At 72.5% G+C, this 19,228-nt stretch carries 19 protein-coding genes; 10 read left to right on the forward strand and 9 right to left on the reverse strand.

Translation table 11 applies throughout. The annotated features are described in order from the left end of the window. Positions 1–13: 13 nt before the first annotated feature. Entirely contained in the window at positions 14–1,084 is a 1,071-nt protein-coding gene (locus tag IE260_RS20085; protein ID WP_189873770.1) for an aldo/keto reductase, read from the reverse strand. A gap of 116 nt (positions 1,085–1,200) precedes the next feature. Here IE260_RS20085 and IE260_RS20090 point away from each other — a divergent pair, with 116 nt between their 5' ends. Beyond that, a complete protein-coding gene (locus IE260_RS20090) occupies positions 1,201–1,821 on the forward strand; it encodes a TetR/AcrR family transcriptional regulator (RefSeq protein WP_189873772.1) in 621 nt (206 codons plus the stop codon). A gap of 69 nt (positions 1,822–1,890) precedes the next feature. On the opposite strand, the gene katG is transcribed toward IE260_RS20090, so the two are convergent. The 3 genes from katG to IE260_RS20105 form a co-directional block, all read right to left on the reverse strand. Then, entirely contained in the window at positions 1,891–4,122 is a 2,232-nt protein-coding gene (gene katG / locus IE260_RS20095; protein WP_189873774.1) for a catalase/peroxidase HPI, read from the reverse strand. A 24-nt stretch (positions 4,123–4,146) separates the two neighbouring features. Further along, complete coding sequence (locus IE260_RS20100) at positions 4,147–4,593, reverse strand: Fur family transcriptional regulator (RefSeq protein ID WP_189873776.1); 447 nt, start codon at positions 4,591–4,593, stop codon at positions 4,147–4,149. 93 nt (positions 4,594–4,686) lie between these two features. Next, positions 4,687–5,163, reverse strand: a complete 477-nt coding sequence (locus IE260_RS20105) for a carboxymuconolactone decarboxylase family protein (protein ID WP_229880938.1) — start codon at positions 5,161–5,163, stop codon at positions 4,687–4,689. An 87-nt stretch (positions 5,164–5,250) separates the two neighbouring features. On the opposite strand from IE260_RS20105, the gene IE260_RS20110 reads away from it, so the two are divergent. Continuing rightward, the gene (locus tag IE260_RS20110; protein ID WP_189873780.1) at positions 5,251–6,237 is read left to right on the forward strand and encodes a pirin family protein; all 987 of its coding nucleotides are present in this window, start codon (positions 5,251–5,253) and stop codon (positions 6,235–6,237) included. Here the strand turns inward: IE260_RS20110 and IE260_RS20115 are convergent. Further along, the gene (locus tag IE260_RS20115; protein WP_189873782.1) at positions 6,206–7,462 is read right to left on the reverse strand and encodes an amidohydrolase; all 1,257 of its coding nucleotides are present in this window, start codon (positions 7,460–7,462) and stop codon (positions 6,206–6,208) included. The genes IE260_RS20110 and IE260_RS20115 overlap by 32 nt on opposite strands. Further along, positions 7,459–8,877, reverse strand: coding sequence for an MFS transporter (locus IE260_RS20120; protein WP_229880940.1), 1,419 nt, complete (start codon positions 8,875–8,877; stop codon positions 7,459–7,461). Before IE260_RS20120 ends, IE260_RS20115 begins: the two co-directional genes overlap by 4 nt. A gap of 107 nt (positions 8,878–8,984) precedes the next feature. Here IE260_RS20120 and IE260_RS20125 point away from each other — a divergent pair, with 107 nt between their 5' ends. The 6 genes from IE260_RS20125 to IE260_RS20150 all read left to right on the forward strand — a co-directional run bounded on the left by IE260_RS20125 (position 8,985) and on the right by IE260_RS20150 (position 16,381). Continuing rightward, positions 8,985–10,004, forward strand: coding sequence for an Lrp/AsnC family transcriptional regulator (locus tag IE260_RS20125; RefSeq protein WP_189873784.1), 1,020 nt, complete (start codon positions 8,985–8,987; stop codon positions 10,002–10,004). Between the two features lie 115 nt (positions 10,005–10,119). Then, complete coding sequence (locus IE260_RS20130) at positions 10,120–11,598, forward strand: glutamate-cysteine ligase family protein (RefSeq protein WP_189873786.1); 1,479 nt, start codon at positions 10,120–10,122, stop codon at positions 11,596–11,598. 59 nt (positions 11,599–11,657) lie between these two features. Further along, a complete protein-coding gene (locus IE260_RS20135; protein ID WP_189873788.1) occupies positions 11,658–12,491 on the forward strand; it encodes a class II glutamine amidotransferase in 834 nt (277 codons plus the stop codon). 106 nt (positions 12,492–12,597) lie between these two features. Further along, a complete protein-coding gene (ppk2, locus tag IE260_RS20140; protein WP_189873790.1) occupies positions 12,598–13,401 on the forward strand; it encodes a polyphosphate kinase 2 in 804 nt (267 codons plus the stop codon). Positions 13,402–13,493: 92 nt separating this feature from the next. Beyond that, positions 13,494–15,008 carry an SDR family oxidoreductase gene (locus IE260_RS20145; protein WP_189873792.1) on the forward strand — a complete coding sequence of 505 codons (1,515 nt, stop codon included), beginning with the start codon at positions 13,494–13,496 and terminating at the stop codon, positions 15,006–15,008. Next, positions 15,005–16,381 carry a cryptochrome/photolyase family protein gene (locus IE260_RS20150; protein WP_189873794.1) on the forward strand — a complete coding sequence of 459 codons (1,377 nt, stop codon included), beginning with the start codon at positions 15,005–15,007 and terminating at the stop codon, positions 16,379–16,381. Before IE260_RS20145 ends, IE260_RS20150 begins: the two co-directional genes overlap by 4 nt. Before the next feature lie 19 nt (positions 16,382–16,400). Here the strand turns inward: IE260_RS20150 and IE260_RS20155 are convergent, their stop codons facing one another. Then, on the reverse strand, positions 16,401–16,856 hold the full coding sequence (locus IE260_RS20155) for a hypothetical protein (RefSeq protein WP_189874146.1): 456 nt from the start codon (positions 16,854–16,856) through the stop codon (positions 16,401–16,403). Positions 16,857–16,871: 15 nt separating this feature from the next. Beyond that, positions 16,872–17,099 carry a hypervirulence associated TUDOR domain-containing protein gene (locus IE260_RS20160; protein WP_189873796.1) on the reverse strand — a complete coding sequence of 76 codons (228 nt, stop codon included), beginning with the start codon at positions 17,097–17,099 and terminating at the stop codon, positions 16,872–16,874. Between the two features lie 127 nt (positions 17,100–17,226). Here IE260_RS20160 and IE260_RS20165 point away from each other — a divergent pair, with 127 nt between their 5' ends. Continuing rightward, on the forward strand, positions 17,227–17,766 hold the full coding sequence (locus tag IE260_RS20165) for an HAD domain-containing protein (RefSeq protein WP_189873798.1): 540 nt from the start codon (positions 17,227–17,229) through the stop codon (positions 17,764–17,766). 201 nt (positions 17,767–17,967) lie between these two features. Next, positions 17,968–18,390, forward strand: coding sequence for a DUF350 domain-containing protein (locus tag IE260_RS20170; RefSeq protein WP_189873800.1), 423 nt, complete (start codon positions 17,968–17,970; stop codon positions 18,388–18,390). A gap of 52 nt (positions 18,391–18,442) precedes the next feature. On the opposite strand, the gene IE260_RS20175 is transcribed toward IE260_RS20170, so the two are convergent. Beyond that, a complete protein-coding gene (locus IE260_RS20175; protein ID WP_189873802.1) occupies positions 18,443–18,874 on the reverse strand; it encodes an SRPBCC family protein in 432 nt (143 codons plus the stop codon). Between the last annotated feature and the right edge of the window lie 354 nt (positions 18,875–19,228).

Below are 19,228 nucleotides of genomic sequence, written 5' to 3' on the forward strand. Positions count from 1 at the left end.
CGCCCGGCGCGCATCACCCCCGGAGCGCCCCCGCGTCGCCGATCAACGGGCGGACCGGGGAGGGGTTGAGGCGGGCGAAGCCCTCCTGACGTTCATAGGGGAAGTGCGGGTAGGGGGCCGTCCTGGCGCTGGCCGCGTCGAGTCTGGCCACCTGGTCCGCGCTCAGGGCCCAGCCGACGGCGCCGAGGTTCTGGCGGAGCTGTTCCTCGTTGCGGGCGCCGATGATGACCGAGGAGACGGTCGGGCGCCGCAGCAGCCAGTTGATGGCGATCTGGGGCACGGTCCTGCCGGTCTCCTGGGCGATGTCGTCCAGGGTGTCGACCACCCGGAACAGCAGCTCCTCCTCGACGGGAGGGCCGTAGTCCGCGGTGTCGTGCAGCCGGCTGTCCGCGGGCAAGGGACGGCCGCGGCGGATCCGGCCGGTCAGCCGTCCCCACCCCAGCGGGCTCCAGACGACGGCGCCGACGCCCTGGTCGAGGCCCAGCGGCATGAGGTCCCATTCGTAGTCCCGGCCGACGAGGGAGTAGTAGACCTGGTGGGCCACGTACCGCTGGTGGCCGTGTGTGTCCGCCTCGGCCAGCGACTTCATCAGCTGCCAGCCGCTGAAGTTGGAGACGCCGGTGTAGCGGAGCTTGCCGGCCCGTACGAGGTCGTCGAGGGTGGAGAGCACTTCCTGGACCGGGGTTCCCGCGTCGAAGGCGTGCAGCTGGAACAGGTCGATGTAGTCCGTGCCGAGCCGGCGCAGGGCGTCGTCGACCGCCTTGAGCAGGCGTGCCCGCGAGGTCCCGGCGTCCATCGGCCCGTCGCCCATGGGCAGGCCGGCCTTGGTGGAGAGGATCACCTGATCGCGGCGCCCCTTCACCGCGGCACCCAGGACCTCCTCGGAGGCCCCGCCGGAGTAGACGTCGGCGGTGTCGAACATGGTGACGCCGGCGTCGAGGCAGATGTCCACGAGGCGACGCGCCTCCGCCTCGTCGGTGTTGCCCCAGGCGCCGAAGAGCTCTCCGCGTCCGCCGAAGGTGCCGGCGCCGAAGCTCAGCGCCGGGACCATGAGTCCGGACGCGCCCAGCCTCCTGAATTCCATGACGGCTTCCCCTCTTCTCCCGCGGTCCCGACCCAGCCGCTAACGGGACACGCGTTCCGTTAAGATGGGACGCAGCCTAGCAGAGGCCGAAGCCTAAATGGAACTGGAGTACCGTTATGACGTCTGCGAGCGCGGGCCCAGGTGCCGTCCGCCCAGGTGGCCGTACCGCCCGGGTGCGGGCCGCCGTGCTGCGGGCCGCCGGCGACGCACTGGCGGAGGGCGGCCTGGCCGGGCTGGACCTGGCCGATGTCGCCCGTCGCGCCGAGGTGGGGAAGACGACGGTCTACCGCCGTTGGGGAAGTCCGGCCAACCTGGTCGCCGATCTGCTCGCGGACATGGCCGAGCAGTCGCTCCCGCGCACGGAGACGGGCACGCTCGAGGGCGATCTGCGCGCCAACGCCCGGCTCGTGCAGCGCACGCTGGCAGATGCGCGCCAAGGGGCGCTCTTCCGGGCGGTCATCGCCGCCGCGACCTGCGACGAACAGGCGGCCGCCGCCCTCCGGCGCTTCTACGACATCCGCGTCACGGAGTGGGAACCCTGCGTCCGTCAGGCCGTCGCCCGCGGCGAACTGCCCGCGGGCACCGACACCCGTGAGGTCGTGCGCGCCGTCTCGGCGCCGCTCTACTACCGCCTGCTGACCACCGGCGAGCCGCTCGACGAGGCGGCTGCGGACCGCGCCGCCGACGCCGCGGTGGCAGCGGCACGGGCAGGGGTCTTCGTCCCGGGGGCCTCCTGACGAGAAGGCCGAGGAGACCGGGACGGCCGGGTCCGGGCCGGCCCCGCTCGGGCCGGCCCGGACCTCGGATCACACCAGGTCGAACCGGTCCAGGTTCATCACCTTGGTCCAGGCCGCGACGAAGTCGGTCACGAACTTCTCCTTCGCGTCGTCGCTCGCGTAGACCTCCGCGAGCGCGCGCAGCTCGGAGTTCGAGCCGAAGACGAGGTCGGCGCGGCTGCCCGCCCACTTGACCTCACCGGTGACCGCGTCGCGGCCCTCGAAGGTGTTCGCGTCCTCGGACGTCGCCTTCCACGTCGTGCCCAGGTCGAGCAGGTTGACGAAGAAGTCGTTGGTCAGGGCCCCGGGGGTCGTGGTGAGAGCGCCGAGCTGGGTGCCCTGGTGGTTCGCGCCCAGTACGCGCAGGCCACCGACGAGGACCGTCATCTCCGGAGCGCTCAGGGTCAGCAGGTTCGCCCGGTCGAGCAGCAGGTACTCGGCCGGCAGCCGGTTGCCCTTGCCGAGGTAGTTGCGGAAGCCGTCGGCCGTCGGCTCGAGCGCGGCGAACGACTCCACGTCGGTCTGCTCCTGCGAGGCGTCGACGCGGCCCGGCGTGAACGGGACCTCGACCTCGAAGCCCGCGTCCTTGGCCGCCCGCTCGACCGCCGCACCGCCGGCGAGCACGATCAGGTCGGCGAGCGAGATCCGCCTGCCGTCGGTCCGGCCCTCGTTGAAGGACTCCTGGATCCCCTCCAGGGTTCGCAGGACCGTCGCCAGCTGGTCGGGCTCGTTGACCTCCCACCCGCGCTGCGGTTCGAGACGGATGCGCGCCCCGTTGGCGCCGCCGCGCTTGTCGCTGCCCCGGAACGACGAGGCCGACGCCCAGGCGGTGGAGACCAGCTGGGACACCGACAGACCCGAGGCCAGAACCCGGCTCTTGAGCGAGGCGACGTCCTCTGCGTCGACGAGTTCGTGCGTCACCTCGGGAAGGGGGTCCTGCCACAGCAGCGTCTCGGCCGGGACCTCCGGGCCGAGGTAGCGCACGACCGGGCCCATGTCGCGGTGGGTCAGCTTGAACCACGCCCGGGCGAAGGCGTCGGCGAACTCCTCGGGGTTCTCGTGGAAGCGCCGCGAGATCGGCTCGTAGACCGGGTCGAACCGCAGGGAGAGGTCGGTCGTCAGCATCGTCGGCGCGTGGCGCTTCGACGGGTCGTGGGCGTCGGGCACGGTGCCCGCCCCGGCGCCGTCCTTGGGCCGCCACTGGTGCGCGCCCGCAGGGCTCTTGAACAGCTCCCACTCGTAGCCGAAGAGGATGTCGAAGAAGCTGTTGTCCCAGGTCGTCGGGGTGTCCGTCCAGATGCCCTCGAGACCGCTGGTGATCGTGTCTGCGCCCTTGCCGGTGCCGAAGGAGTTGCGCCAGCCCAGGCCCTGCTCCTCGATCGAGGCCGCCTCGGGGTCGGGCCCGACGTGGTCGGCCGGACCCGCGCCGTGGGTCTTGCCGAAGGTGTGGCCGCCCGCGATCAGGGCGACGGTCTCCTCGTCGTTCATCGCCATGCGGCGGAACGTCTCCCGGATGTCGCGGGCCGCGGCGATCGGGTCCGGATTGCCGTTGGGGCCCTCCGGGTTGACGTAGATGAGACCCATCTGCACCGCGCCGAGGGGGTTCTCGAGCTCACGGTCGCCGGTGTAGCGCTCGTCGCCGAGCCACGTGGACTCGGGGCCCCAGTAGACGTCCTCCTCGGGCTCCCAGACGTCCTCACGGCCGCCCGCGAAGCCGAAGGTCTTGAAGCCCATCGACTCCAGGGCCACGTTTCCGGCGAGGATCATGAGGTCGGCCCACGACAGGCTCTTGCCGTACTTCTTCTTCACCGGCCACAGCAGACGGCGGGCCTTGTCGAGGTTGCCGTTGTCCGGCCAGCTGTTGAGGGGCGCGAAGCGCTGCTGACCCGCCCCGGCGCCGCCGCGGCCGTCGCTGATCCGGTAGGTGCCCGCGCTGTGCCAGGCCATGCGGATGATGAACGGCCCGTAGTGGCCGAAGTCGGCGGGCCACCAGTCCTGGGAGGTGGTCAGCACCTCCGCGATGTCCCGCTTCACGGCCGGGAGGTCGAGGGTCTTGAAGGCCTCGGCGTAGTCGAAGTCCTCGCCGAAGGGGTTGGCCACGGCGGGGTTCTTGGCGAGGATCTTCAGGTTCAGCCGCTCCGGCCACCACTGGCGGTTCCCACCGCCCTGCGTCGGGTGCGGGGCGCGCCCGTGCACGACCGGGCAGCCGCCGGCCTCCTCGGTCTTCGCGTCGGTGACGATTGCGTCGTGGTTCTCGGACATGGGAATCCTTCCGGACCAAGCGGATCAAGGTGCTGAGGTACTGCGAGCGGTGGAGCAGTCGGGGCACAGGCCCCAGTAGATGACCTCGGCCTCGTCGACGGAGAACCCGTGGTCGTCGGACGCGGTCAGGCAGGGCGCCGTGCCGACCGCGCAGTCGACGTCCGCGACGGCACCGCACGAACGGCAGACGAGGTGGTGGTGGTTGTCCCCGACGCGCCCCTCGAACCGGGCCGGGCTGCCCGGTGGTTCGATGCGGCGCAGGAGTCCCGCCGCGGTGAGCGCGTGGAGACCGTCGTACACGGCTTGCAGGGATATGTGGCCCACGCGGCCGCGCACCCCCGAGGCGATGGCCTCGGCGTCGAGGTGGTCACCGGCCCGTACGGTTTCGAGCAGCGCGACGCGAGCTGCGGTCACCCGCAGACCGGCGTCGCGCAGTTCCTCGGCGGTCTTCGGCGCCCGGGATCCGGTCATGGCGGAGAACCTACTCCCCCAGACACGAACAGCTCAAGGAAACGAGCGGTTCAAGTCGGGTGACATCGGCGGTGCCCCGGCCGTGGCCGGCCGTCACGGCCGCACGGGGTGCCTGCTCATGATCGAGACCCGGTTGAACGCGTTGATGGTGAGGGCCACCCAGATCACCGCGGAGATCTGGTCGTCGGTGAGCACTTGGCGCGCGGCGGCGTAGGCGGCGTCCTGTGCGCCGGCGTCGGCCGGGTGGGTCGTCGCCTCCGCCAGAGCGAGGGAGGCGCGTTCCTCGGGAGAGAACAGTTCGGTGTCCCGCCAGGCCGCGAGCACGCCGAGACGCTGTGTCGTCTCGCCGGCCCTCAGGGCGGCACGGGTGTGCACGTGGAGGCAGTAGGCGCAGCCGTTGATCTGCGACACGCGCAGGTTGACCAGTTCCACGAGAGTGCGGTCGAGTCCCGCCTCGGCTGCGACCGTGCGGACCGCCTCCGACGTCTGCACCAGCGCGTGATAGGCCTTGGGGCTCTGCTTGTCGATGAAGATCCGCCGGGCGTCGGACGCCGGCACGGGGCTGCTCAACACGGACTCCTTCACACGCCGCCGCCGTCCAAGGGTGCGGCAAGTTGTTGAATATGAAAGTATCATGATGACAGGAGGTGGTCCCCGATGAGCAATGTGGAGACGGAACCCGCAGAGACGCGCTGCGGATCCACGGACGGCGGCGAGCGATCGGACGAGGGGCGGGTGGACGTACTGACCCCGCGCGACGTGCCCCTGGGCGGCCCCCGCGCCATGACGGTGCGGCGCACGCTGCCGCAGCGCGCCCGGACCCTGATCGGCGCCTGGTGCTTCGCCGACCACTACGGCCCCGACGACGTCGCCCGCACCGGCGGCATGGACGTCGCACCGCACCCGCACACCGGCCTGCAGACGGTGAGCTGGCTGTTCAGCGGGGAGATCGAGCACCGCGACAGTCTCGGCAGCCACGCCTACGTCCGGCCCGGTGAGCTGAACCTGATGACGGGCGGGCACGGCATCAGCCACTCGGAGGTGTCCACCCCCCGCACCGGCACGCTGCACGGTGTGCAGCTGTGGGTGGCGCTGCCGGACGCGCACCGTCACGCCCCGCGCGACTTCCAGCACCACGTGCCGGTGCCCGTGCGGACCGACGGCGCCGAGATCAGGGTGTTCCTGGGCTCGCTGGCCGGGGACACGTCACCGGTGCGCACCTTCACGCCCCTGCTCGGCGCCGAGATCCAGCTCGAACCGGGCTCCTCCCTCACGCTCCGCGTCGACCCGGCGTTCGAGCACGGGCTCCTCGTCGACCGGGGCGACGTCCGGCTGGCCGGGACCCTGCTGCGCCCGGCCGAGCTGGGGTACGCGCCCCCCGGCTCGGACACGCTGACGCTCCTCAACGAGTCCGACGAACCCGCCCGCACCGTCCTGCTCGGCGGGCCCCCGTTCGAGGAGGAGATCGTCATGTGGTGGAACTTCATCGGACGCAGCCACGACGACATCGTCCGGGCCCGGGAGGAGTGGGAGCAGGCGTCCGACCGGTTCGGGGCCGTCGAGGGATACCCCGGCGACCGGCTCCCCGCCCCTGCCCTCCCGAACGCCGTCATCAGGCCACGTCACAACCCGTCGCGGCACTGACACCGCCGGCGGCCGGCTCGTGGGGGCGCCGCCGGGCCGCGCCCTCCAGGAAGCGCCGGCGCTGCACGGGATCCGTGGCGAGGTCGACGCCGACGTGCGCCAGGGCGATCGCCCCGTCCACGACGGCCCGGTCGGCGCCGGGGCTCGTGCCGTACCGGGCGAACTCCTCGGTGTGCTGGCGAGCGCCGCCGGTGTCGTACCCGATCGTCGGGTGGAGCGCCGGAACGTGGTGCGAGACGTTGCCCATGTCGGTCGAGGCCATGACCTCGCCGTGCCGGGACACCGGTTCCCGGCCGAGGGCGCGGACGGCACGCACGTAGGACTCCGTCAGGAAGGAGTCCTGCCTCAGGTCGGCGAAGTCGCGGCCGTGCGTCACGAGGTCGAGTTCCGCGCCCGTGGCGAGCGCTCCCGCCTCGAAGCAGGCCCGTACGCGGCGCCTGGCCAGGGCGAGCCCCTCGGCGGTGGGGGCGCGCAACTCGTAGCGGGCGCGGGCCAGTTCGGGAATGACGTTCACCGCGCGTCCGGCCTCGGAGACGACACCGTGGACGAGGGTGCCCGGCGGGAGCTGCTGCCGCAGCAGGCCGACGGCGGAGTGGGCGAGCGTCATGGCGTCGAGCGCGTTGACCCCCTCCCAGGGAGCGAGCGCGGCGTGCGCCGGCCGTCCGCGGTAGGTGACGTCCCAGGCTCCGATGGCCAGGGACGAGGCACCGACGGAGTCCTCCGGGGCGGCGTGCACCATCAGAGCCGCACCGGCGTCGTCGAAGACCCCGGCCTCCAGGAGCAGCACCTTGCCGCCGATGTCCTCCTCGGCCGGGGTGCCGACCAGCTTCACGGTGACGCCGATCGCGTCCGCCACGGCCGCCAGGCCGAGCGCGGCTCCCACCGCGGCGGCGCCGTTGACGTTGTGCCCGCAGGCGTGGCCGAGGCCGGGCAGGGCGTCGTACTCGGCGCACAGGGCCACCACCAGGTCTCCCGTGCCGTACGTCGCGACCAGGGCGGTCGGCAGGCCGCCCGCCGCGCGCGCCACGCGGAAGCCGGCGTCGGCGAGGAGCGAGGCGACCTTGTCGGCCGACCTGTGTTCCTGGAGCGCTGTCTCGGGCTCCGCGTGCAGGCTGTGGCTGAGGGCGACGAGGGCCGGGCACGAGGAGCGGACGGCCTCCGCGGCCGTGAGCGTGGCCCGCTCGCGCGGCCCGAGTCCGGTGGGGGAGGTGTCGCGCCGTGTCATGCCGCCGCCTCCCCGCTCGGGGCGAGGCCGGGGGCCGCGGACCGGGCCGGCGCCGTGCCGCGGAACAGCAGGCCCAGGGCCGCACCGGCCAGGGCCACCGCCGCGCACACGCCCCACGACCACAGATGGCCCGCCGGGGCGACGCCCCCGCCGGGCGCCGGGTGACCGGCGAAGAGCGCGCCGATCACCGCGGCGCCGATCGCGGCTCCCAGCGACAGGGCCAGCTCGTTGATGCCGACGGACACGGCGGTCTCCGAGTCCGCGACGACCTCCACCGACAGCGTGCGGGTCACGGCCTCGAACATGCCGGTCGCCACACCCACCACCAGCGCACCGACGAGGTACTGGGGCAGGGAGCGGTGGAACAGCACGAGGCACAGGAAGCCCAGGGCGCCGACCGTGCCGCCGGCCACTAGGGTCGTCCGGTCACCGACGAGCCGGGCCAGCCGGGGCGTGACGGTGGACCCGGCACAGCCGGCCACGACCATCGCGAGGGAGACCAGCGCGATGGTCTGCGACCCCAGTCCGAGGCCGTAGCCCTCGTCGTCCGGGCGCGCGCCCAGGAACACGGCGTTCGCGCCCAGGAACCCGATGGTGCCGAAGGCGGCGCAGAAGGTGTGCGCGCTGACGACGGCGAGCCGCGGGTTGCGCAGCAGGCCGATGTCCACCAGCGGGTGGGCCGCGCCCCGTTCGACGCGCACCCACACGGCGAGGAACACCACGGCGGCCAGCGCCGTCAGCGCGGACGGGGCCGAAGCCCACCCCCAGGTGCCGCCCTGGGCCAGGACGAGGACCAGGGCCGCCAGGCCGAGGGTCAGCAGCACGGCCGCCGGGGCGTTGAACCGGCCCGCGCGCGGCGCCGTGCTGTCCGGCAGCGCGAGGGCGGCGCCCAGGGCGAGGGCGGCGAACGGAACCGCGGTCCACAGCCCGGCCAGGGCGTGCTCCTCGCTCAGTGAACCGGACACGAGGCCGCCGACGCCGATGGACAGCAGCAGTGCGCCGACGAGGACGGAGATGCCGGCCCGGCCGTGTTCCGGTGCGCGGGAGCGCAGGATGCCCGCCAGCAGCGGAAAGAAGCCGACGACGGCGCCCTGCAGCCCCATTCCCACGGCCAGGGTGGCGGTCGTCGGCCGCAGGGCGATGAGGAGGGATCCGGCGGCCACCATGGCGACGGCGACGCGCAGCAGCCGCCGGTGACCGTGGATGTCACCCCAGCGGGAGAGCAGTGGGGTCAGCACGGCGAAGGCGAGCTGCGAGAGCAGGTACAGATTGTTCTGGCCCACGCCTCCGATACCGACGTGCTGCCCGACAACGGGCAACAGGGGCGTCAAGTAGCCCTGCACGACACCGCTGCAGACCACGATCACCGTCATGGTCGCGAGCAGTCCGCGGCCACGGCTGATGGCACTCGTCACGGTCTCACCCTCATCCCTTGGTCGGAATCCGACGTGGTGGCTACAGTGCGGCCACCGGTCGACAGGGCCGGGAACTTCGCGAGAATCGTGCGGAGAGGGAGGGTCGGGTGAAGGATTCGGACGCCGTGAGCGAGCTGGACCTCGCTCTCGTGCACGCGCTTCAGATCCGTCCGCGTGCGGCCTGGTCCGAGCTCGCACCGCTGCTGGGCGTCTCGGCGGTGACCTTGGCCCGCCGCTGGGAGCGGCTGACCGGGCAGGGTCTGGCCTGGCTGTCCGCGGTTCCCGGCCCGGCGTTCTCCCGCACCCGCTGCACGGCGTTCGTGCTCGTCAGCTGCCCGCCTGCGGCCCGGGAGCGGCTCGCCGCGCGCGTCGCCACCCTGAGCGAGGCGGTCACCGTCGAGCTCACGGCTCCCGGCGGAACCGACCTCCTGCTGGACGTGCTGGCCCCGGACCCGGCCGCGCTGAACCGGTTCGTCACCGAGCGCCTGGCCCTGCTGCCCGACGTGACCGGAGTGGAGTGCCTGTTCGCCACGTCCCTGTACGCGGAGGGCAGTCGCTGGCGGCTGGGCTCCCTCGACTCCGCCCAGCTCTCCGCGCTGGGCCCGCCCGGGACGGGTGACCGGGACGCCGACGCCCTCCTGACGCTCGACGCCCTCGACCGCGAGCTGCTCGGTGCCCTGGTGCCCGACGGGCGCCTGGGGCTGGCGGAGCTGGCCCTGCGGACCGGCACCAGCGCCGCGACCGTACGGCGCCGGCTGCGGCGGCTCACCGCCTCCGGGGTGGCGACGTTCCGCTGCGACGTGGCTCCGGCGCTGAGCGGCCTGCCGGTGGCGGTGACGTTCCGCGGCCGGGCGCCGGTGCGGGACGTCAACGGTCTGCACCGCACGCTGGCCACGCTGCCCGAGTGCCGGCTCGTGGCGGCCGTGACCGGGGCGTCCAATGTCCTCGCCACCTACTGGCTGCGCGACATGGGCGCCGTCCAGCACCGCGAGACGGCGCTCTGCGCCCGTCTCCCCTCACTGCGGATCACCGATCGCGTCGTCGGCGTCCGCACCGTCAAGCGGATGGGCCATCTGCTGGACGCGGACGGCCGCCGCACGGGGACGAGTGCGATCCACCCGTGGTAGCGGCAGGGGCCCGTTCCGTGACGCCGGTACCGGCGTCACCTCGCGTGGTCGCTGTCGCCCGGCGGTGCGACGCTGGGATGGAGAACGTCCGAGGAGGCAACCCCCGGGAGGGCCGATGGGACGGGACGTCCCGGCGCTGGTCTTCACCCGCGAGGACCGCCGCCGGTACCGGATCAAGATGCAGCAGTGCCTCGACGCGTTCGCGCAGATGCTGCGCGAGTCACGGTTCGAGGCCGAGCGCCCTCAGGTCGGCCTGGAGATCGAGCTGAACCTGGTCGACGGCGCGGCCGAGCCCGCGATGCGCAACAGCGACGTGCTGGAGGCGATCGCCGACCCCGCGTGGTCCACCGAGCTGGGCCGGTTCAACCTGGAGATCAACGTCCCGCCGCGCCGTCTCACCGCAGGGGGCCCGGACGCCTGGGAGACCGAGATCCGCTCCGCGCTGAACCACGCCGAGCAGCGCGCCACGTCGGTCGGCGCCCATCTGATCATGATCGGTATCCTTCCCACCCTGCGGCAGCAGGACGTCGGCGAGGCCTCGCTGTCGGAGAACCCCCGCTACCGGCTGCTCAACGACCAGGTCTTCGCGGCCCGGGGCGAGGACCTGCGCATCGAGGTGGACGGGGTCGACCGGCTGCGCACCTACGCGGACACGATCACGCCGGAGGCCGCGTGCACCAGCACCCAGTTCCACCTCCAGGTGGCGCCGGAGGAGTTCGCCGACTACTGGAACGCCGCGCAGGCGATCGCCGGCGTCCAGGTCGGGCTGGCGGCCAACGCACCGTTCCTGCTCGGCAAGGAACTGTGGCACGAGACGCGCATCCCGCTGTTCGAGCAGGCGACCGACACCCGTCCGCAGGAGATCAAGGTGCAGGGAGTGCGGCCGCGGGTGTGGTTCGGGGAGCGGTGGATCAACAGCGTCTTCGACCTCTTCGAGGAGAACCTGCGCTACTTCCCGGCCCTGCTGCCCGTGTGCGACGAGCAGGACCCCGCGGAGACCCTGGACCGCGGTGACATCCCCGAACTCGCCGAGCTCACCCTGCACAACGGCACCATCTACCGGTGGAACCGCCCGGTGTACGCGGTCTCGCACGACAAACCGCACGTCAGGGTGGAGAACCGGGTGCTGCCCGCCGGCCCGACCGTCGCCGACATCCTCGCCAACGGCGCCTTCTACTACGGGCTCACCCGCGCCCTGGTGGAGGAGGACCGCCCGGTGTGGTCACGGATGTCCTTCTCGGCCGCCGAGGACAACCTGCACGAGGCGGCGCGGCACGGCATCGAGGCACGGCTGTACTGGCCCGGCATGGGCGAGGTCCCGGTGCCCGAACTGGTCCTGCGGCGTCTGCTGCCGCTCGCGCACCGGGGACTGGAGCGGTCCGGCATGGACGAGGCGTGGCGGGAGCCGCTGCTCGGCATCATCGAGCAGCGGTGCGTCACCGGTCGCAACGGGGCGGTCTGGCAGAAGGAGATGTTCCACCGCCTGGACGCCTCCACCCGTTCCGGCCGGCACGAGTCCCTGCGCCGGATGACCCAGATGTACATCGACTACATGCACCTCAACGCCCCTGTCCACACCTGGCCGGTCGACTGACTCCGGGTCCGACGTGGACGTGTGGTGAGCGGTGGACCGATGCCGGGAGGCGACGGAATATGTGCCGATGGCTTGCCTACTCGGGTGCGCCCGTGCTGCTCGACACCATCCTCTACAAACCGGAGCACTCGCTGATCGACCAGAGCCTGCACGCCCGTATGGGCGTCGAGACGACGAACGGCGACGGTTTCGGGGTGGGCTGGTACGGCCCGCACATGGAGACCCCGGCGGTGGTCCGGGAGATAGGACCGGCCTGGAGCGACCGCAACCTCCGGGAGATCGCGGCGCACGTCCGTTCGTCACTGTTCTTCGCCCACATCCGCGCCTCGACGGGCAGCGCCGTGCAGCAGACCAACTGCCACCCGTTCCGGCACGGCCGCTGGATGTGGATGCACAACGGGGCGATCGACGAGTTCCACCTGAGCCGGCGCGAACTCGCCCTGGCCGTCGACCCGAGTCTCTACCCCTACATCGAGGGATCGACGGACTCGGAGATGATGTTCTTCCTGGCCCTCACGCTGGGCCTCGAGGACGACCCTCCCGGGGCCGTGGCCCGGATGGTGGGGATGATCGAGCGGACCGGTCACGACCACGGCGTCGAGTACCCGTTGCAGATGACGGTCGCCGTGACCGACGGCCGGCGGCTGTGGGCCTTCCGCTACTCCAGCCAGGGCGCCTCACGGTCGCTGTACTACAGCACGCGGGTGGAGACCCTGCGTGCGCTGCATCCGGACCTGGCCTTCCTGCGGAACATGTCCGAGGACGCCCGCCTCATCGTGTCCGAGCCCCTGGGCGGCCTGCCCGGCGCCTGGAACAAGGTTCCGGAGAGCAGCTACGGCGTGGTGCAGCCCGGGGAGGACGCCCTGCTCCCCTTCGTACCGCAGCCCGCCTGACCTGTGGCACGGCGGACCGGGTGCGCGGGCGCCCCGGCGGACGTACGGTGGCCCGCATCGGTGACGTGGTGGGTCACCGCCGGCGGGCTCAGCGGGTGGAGGCGGTATGGCCGGCAAGAAGGCGGCGAAGCTGCCGCGGAAGGTGTACGAGAAGGAACTGCTCCGCCTGCAGACGGAGTTGGCGAGGATGCAGGAGTGGGTGCGGGCGGAGGACGCACGGCTGGTCGTCGTCTTCGAAGGGCGGGACGCGGCCGGCAAGGGCGGCACGATCAAGCGGGTCACCGAGCACCTCAACCCACGTGTCGCGCGGATCGCGGCCCTGCCGAAGCCCACCGAGCGCGAACGGACCCAGTGGTACTTCCAGCGGTACGTGCAGTACCTGCCGGCCGCCGGGGAGATCGTGCTGTTCGACCGCTCCTGGTACAACCGGGCCGGGGTCGAGCATGTGATGGGCTTCTGCACCAAGGAGGAGCACCAGCGGTTCCTGCACCAGTGCCCGATCTTCGAGCGGATGCTGGTGGAGGAGGGCATCCTGCTGCGCAAGTACTGGTTCTCGGTGAGCGACACCGAACAGCAGGAACGCTTCCGGCGCCGTCTGGAGGACCCCCTGCGCCGCTGGAAGCTGTCGCCGATGGACCTGGAGTCGATCACACGCTGGGAGGCGTACTCGCGGGCCAAGGACGAGATGATGGTGCACACCGACATCCCCGAAGCGCCGTGGTACGTCGTGGAGAGCGACGACAAGCGCCGGGCGCGGCTGAACATGATCGCCCACCTGCTGGACTCCGTCCCCTACCACCACATCTCACCGCCGGTCCTGGACCTTCCGCAGCGGCCCGCCTCCACGGGGTACAGGCGCACGCCGCGCGAACTGCAGACCTACGTTCCCGACCACGCGGCGGACCTGTGACGCCGCACCGCGGACGGCGCCCCGCTCGGGGGAAGTGATCCGGCGAGGACGGTCCGGCGACGGCGGACCGTCAGGAGAGAAGGGCACGGCGCATGAGCGACGACGGAACGGGAGCCGGGCTGCGCTGCCTGGTCACCGGGGCCAGCGGCTACATCGGTGGCCGGCTCGTGCCCGAACTCCTCACCGCCGGGCACCGGGTGCGGTGCCTCGCCCGTTCTCCGCACAAGCTGCGCGATCACCCCTGGGCGCGGGACGCCGAGGTGGTCCGGGGCGACGTCACGGACGCCGAGGCGGTCGCCCGGGCGATGAAGGACGTCGACGTCGCCTACTACCTGGTGCACGCGCTCGGCACCGGGAGCACCTTCGAGGAGACCGACCGGCGGGCGGCACGTGTCTTCGCCGAGCAGGCCCGGGCGGCGGGCGTACGGCGCCTGGTCTTCCTCGGCGCGCTGACTCCGTCGGGCGTTCCGGAGCGGGAGCTGTCCCCGCACCTGCGGTCCCGGGCGGAGGTGGGCCGTATCCTCCTGGCCTCCGGCGTGCCCACGACCGTGCTGCGGGCCGCGGTCGTCATCGGCTCCGGTTCGGCCTCCTTCGAGATGCTGCGCTACCTGACCGAGAGGCTGCCGGTGATGGTCACCCCGAGCTGGGTCCGCACCCGCATCCAGCCGGTCGCCATCCGGGACGTCCTGCGCGCCCTCGTCGGCAGCGCGCGGATGCCGGACGGCGTCAACCGCGCGTTCGACCTGGGCGGCCCGGACGTCCTCACCTACCGGGACATGATGGTCCGGTACGCCGAGGTCGCCGAGCTGCCGCGGCGACTGATCGTCCCGGTGCCGGTCCTCACGCCCCGTCTGTCGAGCTACTGGGTGGGGCTGGTCACCCCGGTGCCCCCGTCCATCGCGCGTCCGCTCACGGAGTCGCTGCGCCACGAAGTGGTCTGCCGCGAACACGACATCGCCCGGTACGTGCCGGACCCTCCCGGCTCCCCCCTCCCCTTCGACGAGGCGGTCCGGCTGGCCCTGCGCCGGGTGCGCGACGCCGACGTCGCCACCCGCTGGTCCTCCGCGTCCCCGCCCGGTGCGCCCAGCGATCCGCTGCCCACCGACCCCGACTGGGCCGGCGGCAGCCTCTACACCGACCGCCGTGCCCTGCTCGTCGACGCCCCGCCCGAGGCGCTGTGGCGGGTGATCGAGGGCATCGGCGGTGACAACGGCTGGTACTCCTTCCCCCTGGCGTGGGCGGTGCGCGGCTGGCTGGACCGGCTGGTCGGCGGGGTCGGGCTGCGCCGCGGGCGGCGGGACGCGGCCCGGCTGCGCGCCGGCGACTCGCTCGACTTCTGGCGGGTGGAGGAGATCCTCCCGGGCCGCCTGCTGCGGCTGCGCGCCGAGATGCGGCTGCCCGGACTGGCCTGGCTGGAGATGTACGCCGGGACCGACGACGACGGCCGGACCCGGTACCGCCAGCGGGCCCTGTTCCACCCGCACGGGCTGCTCGGACACGCCTACTGGTGGAGCGTGTGGCCCTTCCATGCCGTCGTGTTCGGTGGCATGGCCCGCAACATCGCCCGGGCCGCGGCCCGGGCCCCCCACGTCCAAGGAGCACCATGACCGTTTCGGTCGTCCTGTTCACCGCCGACCTGCGACTGCACGACCAGCCGGCGCTGCGCGCCGCCCTCGACGGCTCCTCGGCCGTGGTGCCGCTCTTCGTCCGTGACCGGGCCGTCCAGGCAGCCGGCTTCGCCGCGCCCAACCGGCTCGCCTTCCTCGCGGACTGTCTGCGGGACCTGGACGCCGGGCTGCGCGAGCGCGGCGGGCGGCTCGTCGTGCGCCACGGCGACGTGGTCCAGGAGGTGTGCTCGGTGGTGACCGAGGCCGCGGCGGACGAGGTGCACATGGCGGCCGACGTCAGCGCCTACGCGCACGGCCGCGAGGACCGGCTGCGGTCCGCCCTGCGGGCGCAGGGCTGCCGGCTGCACGTCCACGACACGGTGACCACCGTGATCGCGCCCGGTATCGTGACGCCCGCGTCCTCCGACCACTTCGCCATCTTCACCCCCTATTTCCGGCGGTGGTCCGAGCAGCGCCTGAGGGACGTGCTCCCCGCACCCCGGCGGGTCCGTGTTCCCGACGGCGTCGGGTCGCTGCCGGTGCCCACCCGCCCGGACCTGTCCGGGGTGTCCCCGGGGTTGCCGACGGGCGGTGAGACGCAGGCACGGGAACGACTCGCGGCCTGGCTGCGCGAGGACGTCGCCGCCTATGCCGACCGCCACGACGACCTGCCCGGGGACGCGACCTCCCGTCTCTCCCCGCACCTGCATTTCGGCACCCTCTCCCCCGTCGAGCTCGTCCACCGCGCGCGCCGCGCGGGAGGCCCGGGCGCCGAGGCGTTCGTACGGCAACTGGCCTGGCGGGACTTCCACCGCCAGGTGCTGGCCGCGCGGCCGGAGGCGGCCGCCGGGGACTACCGCACCCGGCACGACCGGTGGCGGACCGAGGCCGAGGCACATGACGACATCGCCGCGTGGAAGGAGGGCCGCACCGGCTACCCGGTCGTCGACGCCGCGATGCGCCAGCTGCGCCACGAGGGGTGGATGCACAACCGCGGGCGGCTGCTGACCGCCTCCTTCCTCGCCAAGACGCTCTACGTGGACTGGCGCGTGGGCGCCCGGCATTTCCTGGACCTGCTCGTGGACGGCGACCTCGCCAACAACCAGCTCAACTGGCAGTGGGTCGCGGGCACCGGCACCGACACCCGCCCCCACCGCGTCCTCAACCCGATCGCGCAGGCCAAGCGGTACGACCCCGACGGCACCTACGTCCGCCGCTGGGTGCCGGAGCTGGCCGGGCTCGACGGTCCGGCCGTGCACCAGCCGTGGAAGCTGCGCGGCGCCGAGCGCGCGCTGTACGACGCCTACCCCGACCCCGTGGTGGACCTCGCCGAGGGGCTGGCCCGGTTCCGCCGGGCCCGCGGAAGGGACTGAGCGGTGCGGGACCCGGCCGTCAGGAGGAGGGGCCGGCCGGCCCGCGGGTGCCCGGGCTGTCGGGGCGGGCCGTGTGATCGGGGTGGCTCCGGGTGCGTCGGGCCTCCTTCAGCTCCGCCTCGTACAGATGGTCGCGGCCGTCGGCCAGCTCCTGCACCGCCGCGCGCTCCAGGTCCTTGAAGGCCTGGTAGTACGTCCGCTCGTACGCCTCGACGACCTGGAACGTCCAGTGTCCGGGGATCACGTTGCGCCCCAGGATCTCCGTCTCGACGCGGTCCGCCCACGCCCGGTGACCCGCCTTGCGCAGCAGGTCCACCGTACGGTCCAGTTCCAGGTCGGCCGTGCCGGTGAGCTGGTGGAAGGAGTACAGGTGCCCGCGCGCCCGCTCCGTCGTCTCCAGCGCCTTCGACAAGGATCCGAGCGCTTCCACCGTCAGGTCACCGACGCCGTCGGGACGCCGGTGCTCGTCGTCCATGCCGTCCACGGCGTCTCACTTCTTCTTCAGCGCGGACGGCTTGTGCACCGCGGCCTTTCCGGACTTGGCGCTGCGCAGCTGGTACTGCGGATCGTCCGCGGCGGCGTCCACCGTGCGACCGGCCGCCTCCGTGTGCTCGGTGATCTCCTTCTCCACGGTGCCCTCGGTCCGGTGGCCGTGACTGCTCCAGGCGACCTCGTCGCCCTTCTTCAGCTTCTTTCCCGCTCCACGGCTCTTCGCCATCTCAAAACCTCCTGGCAGAGAATCGGTGACGTCCGGCATGCTGCTCCCTCCAGCCTGAGGGCCGTCCGGCCACTTCGCAGCTCATGGCCGCGGGGGCATCGCCACGGGTGAGAGGACTGCCCTTCTCGTGTCTCGGCCACTGCTCTACCTCGACGTCGACGGCCCGCTCAATCCGTTCGCGGCGCAGCCGCAGCGGCGTCCCGAGGGCTACTCGACCCACCGGATGAAGCCCGAGGGGTGGGTGGCCCGGCACCCGGGCACGCCACGGGCGTACGTGAAGCCGCTGCGTGTCTGGCTGAACCCCGGGCACGGCCGCAGGCTGCGGAGTCTGAGCGAGCTGTACGACCTGGTGTGGGCCACGACGTGGGGGCACGAGGCGAACCTCTTCATCGGGCCGGTCCTCGGCCTCCCGGAGCTGCCCGTCGTCACCTGGCCGACGCTGTGGGGGACGGAGCCGGACGGCACGTTCTGGAAGACCCGCGGTCTGGTGGCCCATGCCGACGGCCGTCCGTTCGCCTGGGTCGACGACGAGATCGGGCCCGCGGACCGGGCCTTCGTCGCGGCGCACCACGGCGGTGCGGCGCTCCTGCACCGGGTCGACGCCCGGCTGGGTCTGCGCGACGGCGACTTCGAGACCCTCGAGGCGTTCGCCCGCGCGCTCATCTGACACCGGTCCCCGGGACGGCCGTGCGCACCGGGCCTCGACGCGCACGGTGGGAGCGCTTCGGCCGCCCTTCCCGGCGGCCCAAGTGCTCTGCGCCCGTGGGTTTTCGGTCCAGCGGTCAAGGGGCCGAACGGGTGCGCTACATTTTGCATCGCCTTGACCGCGATCACTCACGATCTCTCACGCTACGGAGCCGGCAACCCCATGAGCGACATCGTCAACGGACTCGGCCGGGCCACCGCCTACGGCGCCCTGGGCCTGGTCCTGCTGGTCCTCGGCATCGTCCTGGTCGATGTGCTGACGCCCGGAAAGCTCGGCCGGCAGATCTGGGAGCAGCGCAATCGCAACGCCGCCGTGCTGCTCAGCTCGGCGCTGCTCGGCATCGGCGGCATCGTGTTCACCTCGATCTGGACGACGTACGAGGACTTCGGCAAGGGACTGGTGTCGACCGCGGCGTTCGGCGTGCTGGGGCTGGTGATGATGGCCGTGGCGTTCCTGGTGGTCGACCTGATCACGCCGGGTCGCCTGGGCGCGACGCTGGTCGATCCCGAGCCCCACCCGGCGGTCTGGGTGACGGCGTCGTGCAACCTGGCCGTGGCCGCCGTCATTTCGGCGTCCATCGCCTGACGCGGCCCCGGGGACCCCTGCCGGCCGGGGTCGTCGTGCGCCTGCCCGGGCGTCAGTCGCCCGCGCCGGCGGCCAGGTGGGCGCTCAGGCCATCGAGCAGCATGGTGCTGCCCTGCTCCGCCATGTCGCGTTCCTCCGCGCTGTCACAGGTCTGGTGGAGGGCGATCCTCGTGCGGCCGGCGTCCGGCTCGTCGAGTTCCACGGTCATGACGGCGGGCGAGGGCCTGCCCGGTACGTCCATGCCCACGACCAGCAGACGGTTCTCGGTGACGTCGAGGTAGGTGCCCGTCAGCGGGAACCGCCCGCCGTCGGGGGTGACCACCGTGGACTTCCACGCCCCGCCCGGCCGCACGTCCATCTCGACCGATCCGGCGGCGGCGTGAGCCCACTGCTCGTACTGCCCGGGGGTGGTCCACGCCAGCCACACCTCGGCCGCGGGGGCGTCCAGGGTGCGGGTGAGTGTGCAGGAGTGGCCGTCGCTCATGTTCCTGCTCCTCGTGTCCGTCGTCGGCGGTGTGTCGCACGGGTAGACGGCCGCGAGCGCGGAAAGTCATCGGCTCTGCCGGAACTCTTCCACCGGAAGGCGCGGAGCTGGAGCGGAACCGGGCGCGGTAGGCCGAGGGGGCGACACCGAGCCGCTGCTGGAAGACGCGGCGCACGGGTTCCGGCGGAGCCGAACCCGGAGAGTCGGGCAACCTCGTCGAGTCTCATGCCGCCTCTGCGTGGGTTGCTCGGGGGGGGCGTCTGGGCCGCTTCCAGGATCGCGGTGCCGGCGGGGCACAGCCATGGCCGTTTGGACAGACGTCCCACAGATCACGCCATGAGCCGGCGGCCGAGG

The sequence above is a fragment of the Streptomyces viridiviolaceus genome (assembly GCF_014650995.1).
Taxonomy (GTDB): domain Bacteria; phylum Actinomycetota; class Actinomycetes; order Streptomycetales; family Streptomycetaceae; genus Streptomyces; species Streptomyces viridiviolaceus.

Excerpts from the sequence above, each read along its gene's own strand:
- IE260_RS20085 (WP_189873770.1), bottom strand. The coding sequence starts at position 1,084 with ATGGAATTCAGGAGGCTGGGCGCGTCCGGACTCATGGTCCCGGCGCTG.
- IE260_RS20090 (WP_189873772.1), top strand. The coding sequence starts at position 1,201 with ATGACGTCTGCGAGCGCGGGCCCAGGTGCCGTCCGCCCAGGTGGCCGT.
- katG (WP_189873774.1), bottom strand. The coding sequence starts at position 4,122 with ATGTCCGAGAACCACGACGCAATCGTCACCGACGCGAAGACCGAGGAG.
- IE260_RS20100 (WP_189873776.1), bottom strand. The coding sequence starts at position 4,593 with ATGACCGGATCCCGGGCGCCGAAGACCGCCGAGGAACTGCGCGACGCC.
- IE260_RS20110 (WP_189873780.1), top strand. The coding sequence starts at position 5,251 with ATGAGCAATGTGGAGACGGAACCCGCAGAGACGCGCTGCGGATCCACG.
- IE260_RS20115 (WP_189873782.1), bottom strand. The coding sequence starts at position 7,462 with ATGACACGGCGCGACACCTCCCCCACCGGACTCGGGCCGCGCGAGCGG.
- IE260_RS20130 (WP_189873786.1), top strand. The coding sequence starts at position 10,120 with ATGGGACGGGACGTCCCGGCGCTGGTCTTCACCCGCGAGGACCGCCGC.
- IE260_RS20135 (WP_189873788.1), top strand. The coding sequence starts at position 11,658 with ATGTGCCGATGGCTTGCCTACTCGGGTGCGCCCGTGCTGCTCGACACC.
- ppk2 (WP_189873790.1), top strand. The coding sequence starts at position 12,598 with ATGGCCGGCAAGAAGGCGGCGAAGCTGCCGCGGAAGGTGTACGAGAAG.
- IE260_RS20145 (WP_189873792.1), top strand. The coding sequence starts at position 13,494 with ATGAGCGACGACGGAACGGGAGCCGGGCTGCGCTGCCTGGTCACCGGG.
- IE260_RS20150 (WP_189873794.1), top strand. The coding sequence starts at position 15,005 with ATGACCGTTTCGGTCGTCCTGTTCACCGCCGACCTGCGACTGCACGAC.
- IE260_RS20155 (WP_189874146.1), bottom strand. The coding sequence starts at position 16,856 with ATGGACGACGAGCACCGGCGTCCCGACGGCGTCGGTGACCTGACGGTG.
- IE260_RS20160 (WP_189873796.1), bottom strand. The coding sequence starts at position 17,099 with ATGGCGAAGAGCCGTGGAGCGGGAAAGAAGCTGAAGAAGGGCGACGAG.
- IE260_RS20170 (WP_189873800.1), top strand. The coding sequence starts at position 17,968 with ATGAGCGACATCGTCAACGGACTCGGCCGGGCCACCGCCTACGGCGCC.
- IE260_RS20175 (WP_189873802.1), bottom strand. The coding sequence starts at position 18,874 with ATGAGCGACGGCCACTCCTGCACACTCACCCGCACCCTGGACGCCCCC.